The organism is Chitinophaga sp. W3I9, assembly GCF_050434025.1.
GTDB lineage: Bacteria > Bacteroidota > Bacteroidia > Chitinophagales > Chitinophagaceae > Chitinophaga.
Genome location: NZ_JBNPWC010000001.1, coordinates 3,679,486 through 3,694,210, shown reverse-complemented (window position 1 = coordinate 3,694,210; position 14,725 = coordinate 3,679,486). Strand labels below are relative to the sequence as shown.

Below are 14,725 nucleotides of genomic sequence, written 5' to 3'. Positions count from 1 at the left end.
GAATAGGGAGAGACATGGAGGAGAGGTACTTTTAACGTGTCGTTGAGGTGGATTTGATCAGGAGGTGTTCTTTTGATGAGATGCTTTCAATAAACCGGGGAGAAAGGAGGCTTAAATGACAGGTTTCTGTGAGTATTTGGAGGTATGTGATGTTTAAGCAGATGGGGACCAGGCAATTTGATGTGCAGGCGCATGAGGGTTGGCGAAGAGCGGCCCTTCGTTGCGTAAAAAATTATTTTTGAGAAGAGAACGGCGTTGCTTCATTCCCGCTGCAGTTGAGACGCCGGGTGTTGGAGCCTGGAACTGATGCTGATGGATTCCGGCTGAAGAGACCATCGCTTTCTTACATCAGGGATGCTGTTAGCCTTCAGGCGCTTGGGTTTGGTGGCGGCAGGTGTCAATACTGGCTATTATATCTGCAGCAAAAAAACGGCGGTTACCCGTTGCAATGGTTCCATTAAAACTTCTTACCTGCAAGATGATCAGCAGGGTTCCTTTTCCTGGTGTATTGGCTTCCAGTTCCAAACCGTTGAAAGGCTGGTATAAGTCGAGCATGACGGTGGTGCTGCTACGGCCGGTAATCCGGCGCTCCGGGAAACAAATACGTACGGCCGTTACCGTAACTTCCAGGTGGGAAGCCTCACCCTGCGGCGGTAAACTTTGCGCTGGTATTTTTAACTGGCCTTGTTTTGAAACAACTGGTGGATGAGGGAAGAATTGTTCCGTTCCGGTGTAGCGGTTTACCCGGAATCCTTCGAGGCCGCGGAGACTATCACTGCTTGTTTGTATCAAGGCTTTGTTTAGCCGGTTAACGAGCGACCCGTCGTGATGAATATGCAGCTGTGGAATGATGGCCCGCCGGATCAGTTTTCCTTTCCTGCTGGCGACGCCAAAGTTCCTGGAGGCCTTCCGGGTAGCGGCAGTTTGCCTTATGGATGCCGGAATAATGCTGAAAAATTAGTCGTGTTTACCGTGCCCTTTCCCGTTGTTACCTTTTCCGTTATTGCCTCTCCCATTGTTGCCCTTTCCGTTGTTACCTTTCCCTTCTTTATATTTTCCATTCTTTGGATGTCCTTTTACCACATAATATTTTTCGTCGTTACTATAACGAATGATCTGCTGTTTGCCATAATTACCTTTATACCTTTTGTATTTACTGCGGTACACATCCGGATGAAGGTATGGCCTTGGTTCATTCACCACCACTTTATAACCCCTGTTTAAATCGTAATGATAACTGGCTGGCAGTGATGGAGCGAAGATCCATCTTCCGCCGTTCAGGTATATAAAGCGCCGTTCAGGCACGTAATAATAGGCATCCACATCGGGCAGATAATAGTATTCTGCATAATCGTATCCAACAGGACCCCAAAGCGGCTGATTACCAATATTCACATTTACATTTATCCCGACCTGTGCGGAACCGGTATTCCCATAAAACAAACCGGCTATAGCTAAACAAGTGACAATCAATATCTTTTTCATGATCTTGTTATTTATAACCTTATAGTTCCAAACGGAGTGCCAATTTGCAGAACCCGTTATCTGGCGGTAGTTTTCATTTGTCCCTGCCAGGCCTCCCTGCTGATTTCATACACAAAATTCAGCCTGGGCGCTTCTCCAAAATAAATCACTTCCTGTTCGGCAATCTTTTTTGCCCCAATACGGCCAATGGAAATTTGTGAACGGAGATTATTTACCCCGATATGGAAGTAAACCGATGAAACAAATTGGAAAATATATTCCAGCATGGTGGCTTTTACCAAATGGTTAACGCCCGTTCCCCAATATGATTTGGCATAAAACGTATAACCTATAAATATGCTGTTTGCCTGCTCATTATGTTCATAAAACCGCGTGCTTCCTATAATATTCCTGGTGGCTTTATCCACTATTTTAAAGGCCCCTTTGCTTTGCATGGCTCCTTCAAAGAATACTTCGAATACTTCTTTCCTCCAGCGGTCTTTATTGGGATGCTGCTCCCATATTTCCGGATCTGATGCCACGGCGTATAAAGCGTCGAAATCTTCCTGCTGCAACGGCAGGATCTTTACTTTTTCGTTTTCTAACGTAGGTTGTATATTAAAATTCATCTGTCTTATTTTAAAATTTTCTTCATCATGATATCTGTTTGTTCATCATCACCCAGTTTGAAAATATGCTTATCAAACGCCACAAAACCATTTTTCGTGTAAAAGCTGATGGCTCTCTGGTTTTCTTCCCAAACACCTAACCAAACGTAGTGGGCATTTACCTGCGCTGCAATTTGCATCGCTTGTTCATAAAGCATTTGCCCCACTTTTTTGCCATGATATTCCTGTAACACATAGATCCGTTCAATTTCCAGTGCTTTGTCGTCCTGCAACTCGGTTTGCGATTGCCCGATATTCAGTTTCAGATACCCGATTACCTTATCATCCAATACTGCAAAATAAAATGACGAGCCTTCATTAGTCAATTCGGCGGTGAGCTTTTCTGTCGTAAAACCCTCTTCCAGATATTTAGTCATATTTTCTTCGGTATTTCCGGCCGAAAATGTTTCGTAAAAGGTTTGCCGGCCGATTTGTTGCAATTGCGCCATATCGGTCTGCGTTACTTTTCTGATAATGATATTCTCCATATGTACTATTTTCCGGATCAAAATTACCCATAAATTGGATTACATTTGTAGTCCAATTAGAATAAAATGGGTAGTCCAATTTTAGCACAGTTTTTTGATGGCCTGCGTTTCGACCCTTCTTCCGGCAGGGCCGTTTATCTTCAGTTTGCGGATGCCCTTTTATTGCTGATAAAAAACGGGAAACTTCGTTCAGGGCAAAAGCTGCCGGGTTCAAGGGATGTTGCCGCCCTGCTGCACATCAACAGGATTACCGTATCCAAGGCTTATGAAGAACTGCAAATGCAGGGTTGGCTGGAAAGCTATGTAGGACGTGGTACGTTTGTGTCGTCGCATATCCCGGAACCGGCGCCCCACATCCTGCGGCATGGCGGTACAGCGGCAGTTCAAAAAAAGGCAGGATTCTCTGTTACGCCAAAACCTTATGCAGAAATTTCACTGGTGAGTGCGGAGCTTCATTTAGACGACGGGTTTCCTGACCCGGCATTAGCGCCGATAAAAGAACTGTACCGGGCCTACCGGAACCAACTGACAAGAAGCGGTCTTTATCACAAATTCGGCAGCTACAGTCACCCGGACGGCTCCTATTTTTACAGGGATGCCTTATCCCGTTACCTGAATGAAACCAGGGGATTAAAGACGACGGCCAAAAATGTTCTATCGGTAAGAGGTACGTTAATGGGCGTAAACCTGGTATGTAACGCGCTGATTGAAGAAGGCGATGTTATTGTTTCCGGCGTACCGGGTTGGAATAGAGCGGAACTTAACTTTGTTCACGCCGGCGCGAAACATATTACCGTACCGGTGGATGAAAACGGCCTGGTGGTAGACGAACTTAAAAAGATCTGCAAGAGAAGAAAGGTCAGAATGGTGTATGTAACCCCGCATCATCATTATCCCACCACGGTATCGCTGCGGCTGGACCGGCGACTGGAGCTGTTGCGGCTGGCCAATGAATATGGTTTCATCATTTTTGAAGATGATTATGATTTTGACTTTCACTATAAACACCGCCCGTTATTGCCGCTTGCGAGCGCCGATGAAAACGGGATGGTTATTTACTGCGGGTCTTTCAGCAAAAGCTTTTCGCCTGCTTTCCGTATGGGGTACCTGGTGGCTGCAGAAAACGTTATTGAACACCTGGCCAAGGTCCGTATCCTGCTGGACCGGCAGGGCGACCACATTTTAGACAATGCCATGGCCAGCCTGTTAAATGACGGCACGTTGCAGCGATACCTTAGAAAGGCCTTGCCGGTATATGAAAAGAGGCGCAACCTTTTCTGCGACCTGTTACACCGTGAATTGGGCGATGCGGTAAGCTTCACCATTCCCGAGGGCGGCATGACCGTGTGGACGGAATTTGACCCATCGATCGACCTGGAAAAATTAGCAAAAAGAGCCCTTGGCAAGGAGTTATTCCTTTCGGATGGTAAAGCCCATCAATACCGTAACTATCATGTCAATGCCGTGCGGCTTGGCTTTGCCTCTTCTTCAAACGAGGAATTGACGAAGAGTGTGGCCATATTGAAAGAGTTGATCTAAGGCAATTACAGGTTATGAATAAAGGCAATCATCAAAGCGGCCGTAACGCGTGTAGCCGGCACCGTGCCAATGGTACCTGTTAACAGGTTGGACTCCTTCGGATCATCGAAGTTAATGGGTTGCTGGTAACTGCCGGTGTGGCCGTAGCCCAACAGGATGCCTGTGCGGAGATTATACTGGCTCCTTTTGATGTTTACCCCCAGCTGGCAGTAATAGTTATTCCACGTAGACGTATTAGGCGAAAAACCATCGGTATTCTCCCTGCTGGCATAGTTGAAATCGGTTCTGAGGGAGCAATAGCCTGTTAATTGTGGTTTCAGCTGGTAACTAACGCCAACGGATACATTAAAAATAGCTTTTCTTCCCTCGCGCATTTCCAGCAATGCAATGGCGGATGAATTACTATTCCCGGTGTCGGGCCTTTGAAAAATTTCAGGCCGCGGGGTGAGGATATTATAGTCTTTTATTTTCAGGAAGTATTCCGCCGCCATATACACTTGTCCTTTGCGATAGTCGTATGCATAACCAAACGCTGCACTGGCGGGCGTTTTATAGTTTATTTTCAGGTTAGTCTGCCGCGTATTCGCCAACAGGTTGATGGGGTCTTCGTCCAGGAAACGGACATTGGCAATAGCCATGTTACTCAGTAAAGTTCCCCGTCCACGTATATGAATAAGGGGCGATGACAACAAAAACCCGAAATGATGTTTCGTTACTTCATAGCTTAAACCGGCCTTTAGTTTTAAGCCGATGTGATGATAATCCACCTGGTACGCGCCCTCGTTACTGGCCAGTGGCAGGGTGCTGGAGGTATTGCTGCCAATCAGTGCCCGGGCGGAAACGGTTTCACTGTAGTGCTGGGAACGGGATTGTCCTTCTGCCATAAAACCGATTGCCCAGCGGTTAGACAATTTAAACCCTGTGCTGATAAGGGCAGATGTTTCCCGGGTAAGGTTCTGAAAATTGTACTGGCCAAGATAATATTCCAGTCCGGGGCTCCCGCCGCCGTCTACAACATTGAGTTTTGTATCCTGTTGCTGGGATACATTATAATTCAGCACCGCAGTATGTGTGAGTGCATAGCCGATATAAACGGGTTTCCTGCGGCCTACCGAAACAATACCGGATAACATCTGGGGCACGCTGGATGTGATACGTGAATGCAGGCTTTTCCCGGTACCGGCGCCATCTTTTATTTTGATGGACTCTACCTGGTACACGGTTCCTGAAATAGAAGCGGTTTTCTTTTTAGTGAGCGCCTGCAATGCGGGATTATAAAAAAGAACGCCGCTATCCTTGTTGTTGGCAATAACAGCACCGGGCGTAAAAAAGCCACCAGGGCCATAGTTTCCAGACCAATAATTGGCGTCCTGGGCAAACAATAACTGGCTTATGCATAGAAAAAGGATGCAAGTGATAATTGCTCTGTTCATCATGCTGTACTTGAGGAGTGAATAAAACGGTTCCCTACTGAACAACTAAGCCGCGAAATTGTTTGCGCGGATTTTGTCTTTCTCGCTGGTTACGCTGATTATACTGATTAGTTTGATTTTACTTTTGGATTTTTTTGGATTTTTAGATTAATAATTAAGGGAGATAAAAGCGAGTATCCGCTTCTATCTCCCTTAATCCTTTATAAATCCAAAAAACAAAATCAAACTAATCAGTATAATCAGCGTAACCAGCGAGAAAGACAATATCCGCGTTTAGAATTTGTAGGACACCGTGCCCGTAAACTGGGTGGGCGGTATTGGATTGATGCTGTAGTTTTCGTGTACGTAGTAACTGTAGGTGTTGGTAACGTTAGAAACTTTACCCATTACTGCAAAGCGTTTGAAAGCGTATCCGGCGCTCAGGTCGAGGGTAGAGAAACCGGGAACAGAAATCAGGCGGTTATATTTTTGTGTTTGATTGACGGTGTTGTTCCAGCCTGCATAGCGCTGACCGAGGTAGTAATATCCAACGCCCACTTTCAGACCTTTCAGTTTTGTTTCCTGTAAGGTATAGAATGCGCTGGCATTGGCGGTATGATTGGGGTTACCTACCAGGCGTTCGCCTTCTATGGAGCTGCCGTTAAGTCCTGTTGTTTTTTCGATGGTCATGTTGTTATAGCTGTAGCCTGCTATCAGATCCAGACCGGCTACAGGATGTCCTGCGATATCCAGTTCCACGCCCTGGCTGAGGGTTTCACCGATCAGTGTTTTAATGTTGGTATTGCTATTCACGGTGGTGCCATCGCTTAAAAACGCCGCCATTTGTGCGTAATTGTTATTACGGATGCGGTATGCAGTAACGTTAACGGACAAACGTCCTTTCAGGATATCATTTTTCACACCCAGTTCATATTGTTCGATGGTGGATGGCTTCAGGTTTGCGCCATAGATATCCTGGCCGCTGTTGGGTGTAAATGAAGTGGAGTAGCTGGCGAATACCGCGGTAGAAGCGATTGGCTTATACACCAGGCCGAAGCGGGGTGAAAATGCGTGATCGTATTTAGATTTACCGGCCGTTTTGCCACCTTTAAAGTTATAGGTAACAGGGGCTTCTGTTTGCAGGTAAGAGAACCGCACGCCTGCCAGTACTTTAATTTTTTCAGAGATGCTGATCAGGTCCTGTACGTAAGCGCCTAACCTGTTTACCGGTGCATTGAGAACGGTTTTCAGCGTGTCCGCCGGCATATCGGTGCGGTATGGGAACTTATTGGGTTCGTATACATTGATGATATCGTAGATACCGGTAGTTTTGTTGATAGATGGTACGGTGTATCCATAGGTGCCTGTGAGGTACCTGTCGGCGTCCACGCCGGCGAGGACGGTATGTTCTATGGCGCCGGTTCTTACGTTACCGGTTAAATCCACCTGTGCGGCGTAGTAATCTTCATTGGTACCATTTCTTCCCAGCGGGCGTGCCCAGGTGCTGTCGCCTTTTGCCTGGATCCTTTCGATGGAGTAATAGTCCCGGTAATATTTAGAGTAAGCGATATTGCCTGTTATTGCCCAGTTATCGTTCAGTTTATGTTTGATGTTGGCAGATGCGGTGGTTTGTTGTGTATGTGCATATTGCCATGGAGCGCCGTAAAAAGTATTGCGGGGCACTTTGATCAACGCGGTATCGCCGATAGAACCCGTACCGAAATCGGGGGTAAAGTCGTGTTTCAGGTAATCTGCCTGCACTACTAATTCCGTGCGGTCGCTCAATTTGAACAACAGGGAAGGATTTACATAATAGCGTTTAGAGTGTACCTGGTCGCGGTAGCTGTCGGCTGTTTCGAAGGTACCGTTTACGCGGTAGGCTATCTTTGACGACAGGGGACCGTATACATCGAAGGCGGGTTTCAGTAATCCGTAGCTGCCGGCACGGAGATTTACTTCACCACCGAAATTGAATTTGGGTTGTTTGGTGACCATGTTCATTACAGCACCGGGAGAAACGTTGCCATACAGGATGGCGGCGCTGCCTTTCAGCACTTCTACCCTTTCGAGGGAGCTCATTTCTGGCATAGCGCCGGAGTTAACGCGGGCGCCGTTCTTGAAGGTATTGGTGCTGGAAAATCCGTATCCGCGGGCGTTGAATGTTTCCTGGGTACCGGCTCTCATGGAGGCCATGTATACGCCGTTGATGTTTTTCACCACGTCGCTGAGGCGTTGTGCCTGCTGGTTTTCCAGTACTTCATGACCGATGATAGCTACGCTTTGTGGCAGGTCCATTACCGGTACCGGCAATTTTCCGATGCTTACCGGTCTTTTATTAATGGTTCTTGTTTTAGTGCCGTCTACCACTACTTCGTTCAACTGGCTGGCGGTTGCTTCCAGTGCGATATTTACTGCGGTCACTTCATCTGCGCCAATGGTTACCGATTGATTCAGTGTTTTAGCGCCGGTGTAAGAGATGATCAGTGTGTAATTACCGGGCTTTACATTCTTCAATGTAAAGAGACCTGCTTCGTCGGTCAGCGTGCCCTTTTTAGTATCTTTTAATCCAATTGTTACAAATGCTGCAGGCTGCCCGTCGGCGGAGCTGATTTTTCCTTTAATGACACCTGTTTGTGCCAGTACAGTAAGGTTGATAAAAATGAGGCCGAGAATAAAGTATAAATGTTTCAACGAGATTAATTTTGTGCAAAGAAAAATCAATCCTGTCGATTAGCTCAGACGGATCGGGAAAAGTTCGATGATCCTTGTACACCGTGATTAACCCCTCTAAACGCGGTGATACCGCCGTTATCCATCTCCCTAAAAGATAAACAAAGTACCAAACAATACACAAGTAACTGTTATACAACATATTAAGAAAGACGCCCAGGATGACTATATGGCGCTAGTCCCATACCGCCAACGGGTAAATTCAGAATTAATTCAGAATTGAAGTTTAATTTAGTGCCATGAAATTACTGATTATAGAAGACGAGATACAGCTGGCACAAAGCATTATCTCTTATTTATCAGGTGAAAATTACGTATGTGAATATGCAGGTACCTATCAGCAGGCATTGGCAAAAATAGAGATGTTTGACTATGAATGTATCCTGCTGGACTTGATGTTACCCGGCGGCGATGGTATCAGGCTGCTGGAAGAAATAAAAAAGCGGGAGAAAGACGAGGGCATTATCATCATTTCTGCGAAGGACTCCTATGAAGATAAAATACAGGGATTAAAAACCGGGGCAGATGATTACCTGGCCAAACCGTTTCATTTGCCGGAGCTATCGGCCAGGATTTTTTCCATCATCAGGAGAAGAAAATTCAATAACAATAATATTATCCGGCAAAATGAACTTACCATTAACCTGCTGGCTAAAACAGTGCTCATTAATAATGTGCCGGTGATCCTCACAAAAAAAGAGTTTGACCTCCTACTCTATTTTATCAGCAATAAAAATAAGGTCATCTCTAAAAATGCGCTGGCAGAGCATCTTTCAGGCGATATTGCCGGTATGCTTGACGACCACAATTTCATTTACGCCCACATCAAAAATCTGAAAAAGAAACTAACGGAGGCCGGGTGCGGTCATTATCTTAAAACTATTTATGGCACCGGTTACAGGTGGGAAGTATAGTTTATCTTAGCAGCCTTAAAGCATCCTGCAAGGCTATGAATAAGTTGCTTAATAAATCGATGAGGGCATTTGTGCTCTATGCCGGGATGGTGCTGGCATGCAGCATTCCCGCCTACTATGCCATTATAGATTTCATCTGGGAACATGAACTAAAAGAACATAACCGCATTGTAAGCGCCACCACGCGGCAAAACCTGCAGGCGCTTTCCCTTACTGATAAAGAACTCGCTGAAAGTGTGGCCCTCTGGAATAAATTGCAGCCAGAAACACAGTTACAACCTGTTGCCGCATTACGGCCGGATTCCACGTATAACATCTACCGTAAAAATAAATATATACCAGCAAAGGGCTGGGACAGGTTCCAGGGATTGGTGACCTACTTCACCATTCATGGTAAAGTATTCCGGCTTACGCAGGAATCCAATATGGAGGAATCCTATGAAACCATTATTGCTATTGGGGGTGTAACGTTTATTTTCTTCCTCATCCTGCTGGGCGGTCTTATTTTTATTAACCGGAAAATATCTGAAAAGCTGTGGCGGCCTTTTTACAACAGCTTACAAAAGATCCAGTCGTTTGACCTTCATCAACAACATGCTATTCAATTTGAAAAAACCGGGATTGAAGAATTTGAAACACTGAACCATCACCTGGAGAAATTAATTGCCGGCAATATTGCGGTGTATAAACAACAAAAGGAGTTTACGCAAAATGCATCGCATGAGTTGCAAACGCCTTTATCCATTGTGAAGTTCAAACTGGACCTGCTGCACCAGAGCAAACCTGTTACAAACGAGCAATCGGCCCTCATCGATGAAGCGCATCAATCGTTGTCGAAGGTAACACGCATCAATAAAAACCTGTTACTGCTGGCGAAAATAGAGAACAGCCAGTTTTCCGGGAAAGCCACCATCCACTTATCTATGCTGCTGGAAAATCATCTTTCATTGCTGGAAGATTTCGTGGACGACAAGCAGTTGCAGTTGGTCACGCATATTGCACCGGACGTTATAATATCCGGTAATAAAGTGCTGGTGGAAATACTGCTCACCAACCTGATCATGAATGCGGTGCGGCACAGTAACTTCAAAGATACTGTGATCATTACCCTGAAAGAGGGCCTGCTCGAGATATCCAATACCGGCGCCATGCCGTTGGAGGAGAAAATGCTTTTCCGCCGGTTTGGCACTTCCTCCCCCAATACCACCGGCACGGGTTTAGGGCTGGCAATTGTGCGCCAGATCTGCCACCTGCATGGCTGGCAGGAAAGCTACCGTTTTGAAAATGGCCTGCACCTGTTCACCATTGCGTGGGCATCATCAAAATAAATAAGTAACATGCACCATTACGCGGTTGCCTGCTTTAATCCGGGTATCAGCCAGTTGCTGTGAAATAACGGGTTGGAAATTTCCACCTATGGAAACAACGCCCATGGTGGCTTCCAGGCCCAATGTGGCCAGCAGTGAATGTCCGCCCGAAATATCCACGGCATACTTTTTTCCTTCCGTATCTTTTTCGGCGGTTTCATACAGTATCCCTGCATTGGGCGCCAGCGTAACTTTCTCCGCTGCCCTTATTTTATAATAGGTCAGTATGTTTGCAGTGAATTTATTCCCATACTGGTAATCGTATTTATTATAGCTATTGATTTTGTAACTCACGTTGGTATTTACCCCGAAGTCCATTAACCGCACATCGTACATGGCATTTAAAGTAAAGTCGGTGCTGGCGGTGCCCAACTGGAAGTTATTGGGCGTATCTTCATTTTCCTTATGTTCGGTTGGCTCATATTTCCCCGTAGGTACTTTAATGCCCCCTCCTATCCATAACGACTGCACCAGCAATTTGCCGCCACCGGTAGTATGCTGTTTATCCAGCAACTGGTAATAGCCCACCACCGCTATATCGCCAATGCCGGATTTATGCATAGTGACGCCCTGGTTTTCGCGGCTGTTGAAATTGACCGGTATAAACCCCAGCACCCGGAAACGTTTGCCGATATTCCATCCGCCCCAGAGTTCCGCTGTCTGGTAAGTTTCGTTGGTAGTAAGATAGGAAGTGCTGCCACCGGGGCCCAGGTGGGAATGCAGTGTTTTGTACTGGTAGCGGAGACCGATAAACTTCTTTTTAAAATCCGGCAGCAGGCCTATGTAGTAGCTTCCTACCCCGCAGCCGCAGATATCACAGGCCCTTGCTTCGTAGCAACCGGTAGTGATCATCAGCAGCAGCAATAGTATTTTTTTCATCTGTCGTATCATTTTATTGCGATTCTTCTGAGAACCGTTTGTCTTTAACAAAATTCCGGTCGTTCAGCGTGTTGAGGAATACCAGCAGTGATTGCTGTTCTGCTGCGCTGAGTGAAATACCGGGTTTCGCGTTTATTTTCAGCAGCGGATCGAGCGTTGGGCCGTCCTCCACTTCTGCTGCATAATGATTTAACACGCCCTGGAGTGTATAAAAGCGGCCATCGTGCATATAAGGAGCGGTGTACGCGAGGTTACGCAGACTGGGCACTTTAAACTTATACCTGTCCGCCGGGTTCAGTGTGATCGGGTACCGGCCTTCATCGTTGTTGGGCCCTGTGCCGATGCCATTGTTCCGGAAGGAATGATCCGTGAACAGCGGTTCCTGGTGGCAGCTGTTACATTTTTGCTGAAACACGGTATAGCCCTGCTGTTCTGCCGGTGTAAACGTGGCCTGTTTACGTGCTACGCTGTCGTATTTCGATTGATCGCTGACCACCATTACCATGAATTGCGACAGTGCTTTCATCATCCGGGCGGTAGTTATTTCTTCTGTGCCGAATACTTTTTTAAACAGTGCCGGGTAGGGCGTTGTTTGACGTAGTTTATCCAGCACGTTGCCCATTGTTTCATCCATTTCCACGAAGTTGGTGATGGGTGCTACCGGTTGCAGGTCGAGGTCGAAAACACCGCCGTCCCACATGAAGGTGGTATTCCATGCCAGGTTCATGATGGGAGGGGAATTTCGGCTGCCGAGCCGGTCGTCGATACCATGACTTACATCATGCCCGTGATGGGTGAAGGCGGCGGTTTGTATGTGGCAGGTTCCGCATGAAATGGTATTGTTGCGGGAAAGCCTCGGCTCATAGAACAGTTTGCGGCCCAGTTCAAATCCTTCTTTGGTAATGGGATTACTGACCAGCTTATACACCGGCGCGGGGAATCCCGCGGGCTGCTGAAAGCCGGTAAATGTATTGGCGGGATCTTTTAATTCATCATTTTTACCGCATGCGGATAAAAGGAGTACCAGCAGGATACCCCATTTAGATATAGCCATGACCGTTAGTTTTAATTTTCCGTATGATCGTGGTGGAACATGTGGCTGTAGTTATCCGCTATTTTTGCGCTGAAGTCACCAAACATCACGGTGGGATTGGATAAGATGCTGACGGTGGTAGCGCCATTAAACATTTTCAGGACATCTGCCATCAGGTGGATGTTTGCCTCCCTCCCCTGCCTTACTTTTGCGGCCCCGCCGGCAGTGAGGCTGATGGTAATAGTCCGGTTATTGTTTAAGGTAGGCGCACTGTATCCGCCGAAGCCACCGATATGATAACGGAATTTGTGTTGCCCGCTGGGGTCTGTTGGAGCGGCGTCTGAGGTGCCTTCCATTTTAAAGAAGATGTAGCCCATATTCCAGCTCCAGTACATACCATCGTCCATCCCACCGGCGGGATCCAGTACGCCGGTGCGTTTGCTTACATCCATTACGCTGCTGAGGCTGTCCACACCGAGGATGAAGCTGAGGGAAGTATATTCTCCTTCCGGTACGCGCACTTTAACAAACTGCGAGGCGGGTTCTGATTCTGATACCAGGAAATAGCTGCTGTCTTTAGGAACGGTGTATTCCTGTCCGCCGGCATTCCTCACTTTGATATTGGTGATAAAATATTTCAGGCGATCTACTTTAAAAGATTCTCCTGCTGCATTCATATACGTGCCGGTATTCAGCTGGAGGTTTTTATCGCCTGCGACGTTATCAAACTGAATGGATAATGTAGCTTTCACGGTTTCATTGGCTGCCGGAGTAGTGTCGTCTTTTTTGCAGGCGGTTATGCCGCTGCTGATCACCAGGATGGTGAGTATAATTTGCCTGATACGGTACATGTTAAATGGTGTTGTAAAGAAATAATAAATGAATGATCCGGGCAATAGAAGGCCCTGTCTGCATGGACTGCAGACCTTTAAAGCATATGCGAAACCGGGGCGATGGGCGGGCGGAAAACGGACGAGGGCCGGTCAACAGGAGCACCTGTATGATCACATACCGGGTAATTGGTATTTACAGCAGTGAATGCCGGTTTTAAAATATTATTATCAGGAAGACAGGCATAAAATATTTCGCTCCTATTATCTGTTTTACTCCAGGGGCTTTCGTGTTCTTTCCGGTCTTCCTCACGGAGTTGTTTCGCCAGGTGGCATTTACCGTTACAATGCAGTTGCGGTTGATCGCGGTTAATACACAAATTTTTCGCGATGTACTCCTGGTTTACATAAAACCCGAGCATCACCACATAACGGCCTGATAGCTGGCAAAGCCAGATCAGCATTAGCAGTACCGTTATCATTTGTTTCCGCATTGCTTACGTAGGTTGTAATTTCCTGCAAAGTTATTTCTTTGATAAGTAGCTGCCTGAAAATGAACGGGACAATGATTTAGATAAAGTGACTTTTTTTCCGGGGAAAAATAAAAACCACCTGATTATTTTATAATTTACTTTAAAATCCTTTTAACCTATGGAATTACAAACACAAGAATCCATCTTTACGGATGAGGCCACGCTTGAAATGGCCGGTCATGGCCGGCGTCTGGCGAATTACATCATAGACCTGGTCAGCTTTTATATTGTCCTGATAGTGGTAATAATACCTATTACGATTGCCTATCCGGATCTGCTGGACTTTGCGGATTCGCCCGGGATGGACTATCTCGACAGGTTGCTGGCCATGGTGGCGTATGGCATCTATATGGGTGTGGTAGAAGCTGTATTTAAGGGAAAGTCGCTCGGCAAACTTATCACGGGCACCCGTGCAGTAAATGAAGATGGGAGTGAAATATCAGCGAAAACCGCTTTCCTGAGGGGGTTGAGCCGTGCAGTTCCGTTTAATGCTTTCAGTGCGTTTGGCGGCTGGTGTCATCCGTGGCACGACCGGTGGACCGATACTTATGTAGTTGATGTAAAGAAATCAATTTTACCGGTGGGGAAATAATTTTGTGGCTATAAAAGCCCGCAACAGGGAGTTCCTGTTGCCGGCTTTTATACAGTTATTTACTTGTAACTACTCTGATACGTTATCCGTGTCTTTTGTATGCTTTTCTTCTTCCTGTTTTTTTTCTTCTTTTTTCTTTTCCTTATCGGGTATCACATTTTTCAGTGTATCATCCGATGTTACTTCGCGGGTAATATCGCGGCTGTAGTCATTTCCCAGATCCGGACTGGTTTCGCCATGTCCGCCGATCGTTTTGTCTTTTAGTGGCATAACATT

General features: G+C 46.4%; 15 protein-coding genes. 4 read left to right on the top strand and 11 right to left on the bottom strand.

The features are described 5' to 3' along the window. Window positions 1–360: 360 nt before the first annotated feature. The 4 genes from QFZ51_RS15385 to QFZ51_RS15370 form a co-directional block, all read right to left on the bottom strand. Window positions 361–792, bottom strand: coding sequence for a hypothetical protein (locus tag QFZ51_RS15385; RefSeq protein WP_429046966.1), 432 nt, complete (start codon window positions 790–792; stop codon window positions 361–363). 165 nt (window positions 793–957) lie between these two features. Next, window positions 958–1,485 carry a hypothetical protein gene (locus QFZ51_RS15380; RefSeq protein ID WP_429046965.1) on the bottom strand — a complete coding sequence of 176 codons (528 nt, stop codon included), beginning with the start codon at window positions 1,483–1,485 and terminating at the stop codon, window positions 958–960. A gap of 56 nt (window positions 1,486–1,541) precedes the next feature. Next, on the bottom strand, window positions 1,542–2,093 hold the full coding sequence (locus QFZ51_RS15375) for a GNAT family N-acetyltransferase (RefSeq protein WP_429046964.1): 552 nt from the start codon (window positions 2,091–2,093) through the stop codon (window positions 1,542–1,544). Window positions 2,094–2,098: 5 nt separating this feature from the next. Next, window positions 2,099–2,620 carry an N-acetyltransferase family protein gene (locus QFZ51_RS15370; protein ID WP_429046963.1) on the bottom strand — a complete coding sequence of 174 codons (522 nt, stop codon included), beginning with the start codon at window positions 2,618–2,620 and terminating at the stop codon, window positions 2,099–2,101. A 66-nt stretch (window positions 2,621–2,686) separates the two neighbouring features. Between QFZ51_RS15370 and QFZ51_RS15365 the strand changes: the two genes are divergently transcribed. Beyond that, window positions 2,687–4,159, top strand: coding sequence for a PLP-dependent aminotransferase family protein (locus QFZ51_RS15365; RefSeq protein ID WP_429046962.1), 1,473 nt, complete (start codon window positions 2,687–2,689; stop codon window positions 4,157–4,159). A gap of 5 nt (window positions 4,160–4,164) precedes the next feature. On the opposite strand, the gene QFZ51_RS15360 is transcribed toward QFZ51_RS15365, so the two are convergent. Continuing rightward, window positions 4,165–5,592: a hypothetical protein gene (locus QFZ51_RS15360; protein WP_429046961.1), complete on the bottom strand. Its 1,428-nt coding sequence runs from the start codon at window positions 5,590–5,592 to the stop codon at window positions 4,165–4,167. A 273-nt stretch (window positions 5,593–5,865) separates the two neighbouring features. Continuing rightward, a complete protein-coding gene (locus tag QFZ51_RS15355; protein ID WP_429046960.1) occupies window positions 5,866–8,262 on the bottom strand; it encodes a TonB-dependent siderophore receptor in 2,397 nt (798 codons plus the stop codon). 278 nt (window positions 8,263–8,540) lie between these two features. On the opposite strand from QFZ51_RS15355, the gene QFZ51_RS15350 reads away from it, so the two are divergent. Both QFZ51_RS15350 and QFZ51_RS15345 read left to right on the top strand, forming a co-directional pair. After that, window positions 8,541–9,215: a response regulator transcription factor gene (locus tag QFZ51_RS15350; RefSeq protein ID WP_429046959.1), complete on the top strand. Its 675-nt coding sequence runs from the start codon at window positions 8,541–8,543 to the stop codon at window positions 9,213–9,215. Window positions 9,216–9,250: 35 nt separating this feature from the next. Further along, window positions 9,251–10,543, top strand: coding sequence for a sensor histidine kinase (locus tag QFZ51_RS15345; protein ID WP_429046958.1), 1,293 nt, complete (start codon window positions 9,251–9,253; stop codon window positions 10,541–10,543). Here the strand turns inward: QFZ51_RS15345 and QFZ51_RS15340 are convergent. The 4 genes from QFZ51_RS15340 to QFZ51_RS15325 all read right to left on the bottom strand — a co-directional run bounded on the left by QFZ51_RS15340 (window position 10,535) and on the right by QFZ51_RS15325 (window position 13,818). Continuing rightward, window positions 10,535–11,461 (bottom strand): transporter, encoded by a 927-nt coding sequence (locus QFZ51_RS15340; RefSeq protein WP_429046957.1) that lies wholly within the window; start codon window positions 11,459–11,461, stop codon window positions 10,535–10,537. The genes QFZ51_RS15345 and QFZ51_RS15340 overlap by 9 nt on opposite strands. 13 nt (window positions 11,462–11,474) lie before the next feature. Then, the gene (locus QFZ51_RS15335) at window positions 11,475–12,515 is read right to left on the bottom strand and encodes a cytochrome-c peroxidase (protein WP_429046955.1); all 1,041 of its coding nucleotides are present in this window, start codon (window positions 12,513–12,515) and stop codon (window positions 11,475–11,477) included. An 11-nt stretch (window positions 12,516–12,526) separates the two neighbouring features. Further along, complete coding sequence (locus QFZ51_RS15330) at window positions 12,527–13,345, bottom strand: MbnP family protein (protein WP_429046953.1); 819 nt, start codon at window positions 13,343–13,345, stop codon at window positions 12,527–12,529. Window positions 13,346–13,422: 77 nt separating this feature from the next. Beyond that, window positions 13,423–13,818, bottom strand: a complete 396-nt coding sequence (locus QFZ51_RS15325; RefSeq protein WP_429046951.1) for a hypothetical protein — start codon at window positions 13,816–13,818, stop codon at window positions 13,423–13,425. Window positions 13,819–13,975: 157 nt separating this feature from the next. On the opposite strand from QFZ51_RS15325, the gene QFZ51_RS15320 reads away from it, so the two are divergent. Then, the gene (locus tag QFZ51_RS15320; protein ID WP_429046950.1) at window positions 13,976–14,449 is read left to right on the top strand and encodes an RDD family protein; all 474 of its coding nucleotides are present in this window, start codon (window positions 13,976–13,978) and stop codon (window positions 14,447–14,449) included. A 69-nt stretch (window positions 14,450–14,518) separates the two neighbouring features. Here QFZ51_RS15320 and QFZ51_RS15315 read toward each other — a convergent pair whose 3' ends face one another. Continuing rightward, the gene (locus QFZ51_RS15315) at window positions 14,519–14,719 is read right to left on the bottom strand and encodes a hypothetical protein (protein WP_429046948.1); all 201 of its coding nucleotides are present in this window, start codon (window positions 14,717–14,719) and stop codon (window positions 14,519–14,521) included. Window positions 14,720–14,725 lie beyond the last annotated feature (6 nt).

Excerpts from the sequence above, each read along its gene's own strand:
- QFZ51_RS15330 (WP_429046953.1), bottom strand. The coding sequence starts at position 13,345 with ATGTACCGTATCAGGCAAATTATACTCACCATCCTGGTGATCAGCAGC.
- QFZ51_RS15365 (WP_429046962.1), top strand. The coding sequence starts at position 2,687 with ATGGGTAGTCCAATTTTAGCACAGTTTTTTGATGGCCTGCGTTTCGAC.
- QFZ51_RS15320 (WP_429046950.1), top strand. The coding sequence starts at position 13,976 with ATGGAATTACAAACACAAGAATCCATCTTTACGGATGAGGCCACGCTT.
- QFZ51_RS15335 (WP_429046955.1), bottom strand. The coding sequence starts at position 12,515 with ATGGCTATATCTAAATGGGGTATCCTGCTGGTACTCCTTTTATCCGCA.
- QFZ51_RS15325 (WP_429046951.1), bottom strand. The coding sequence starts at position 13,818 with ATGCGGAAACAAATGATAACGGTACTGCTAATGCTGATCTGGCTTTGC.
- QFZ51_RS15380 (WP_429046965.1), bottom strand. The coding sequence starts at position 1,485 with ATGAAAAAGATATTGATTGTCACTTGTTTAGCTATAGCCGGTTTGTTT.
- QFZ51_RS15360 (WP_429046961.1), bottom strand. The coding sequence starts at position 5,592 with ATGAACAGAGCAATTATCACTTGCATCCTTTTTCTATGCATAAGCCAG.
- QFZ51_RS15350 (WP_429046959.1), top strand. The coding sequence starts at position 8,541 with ATGAAATTACTGATTATAGAAGACGAGATACAGCTGGCACAAAGCATT.
- QFZ51_RS15340 (WP_429046957.1), bottom strand. The coding sequence starts at position 11,461 with ATGAAAAAAATACTATTGCTGCTGCTGATGATCACTACCGGTTGCTAC.
- QFZ51_RS15345 (WP_429046958.1), top strand. The coding sequence starts at position 9,251 with ATGAATAAGTTGCTTAATAAATCGATGAGGGCATTTGTGCTCTATGCC.
- QFZ51_RS15375 (WP_429046964.1), bottom strand. The coding sequence starts at position 2,093 with ATGAATTTTAATATACAACCTACGTTAGAAAACGAAAAAGTAAAGATC.
- QFZ51_RS15370 (WP_429046963.1), bottom strand. The coding sequence starts at position 2,620 with ATGGAGAATATCATTATCAGAAAAGTAACGCAGACCGATATGGCGCAA.
- QFZ51_RS15315 (WP_429046948.1), bottom strand. The coding sequence starts at position 14,719 with ATGCCACTAAAAGACAAAACGATCGGCGGACATGGCGAAACCAGTCCG.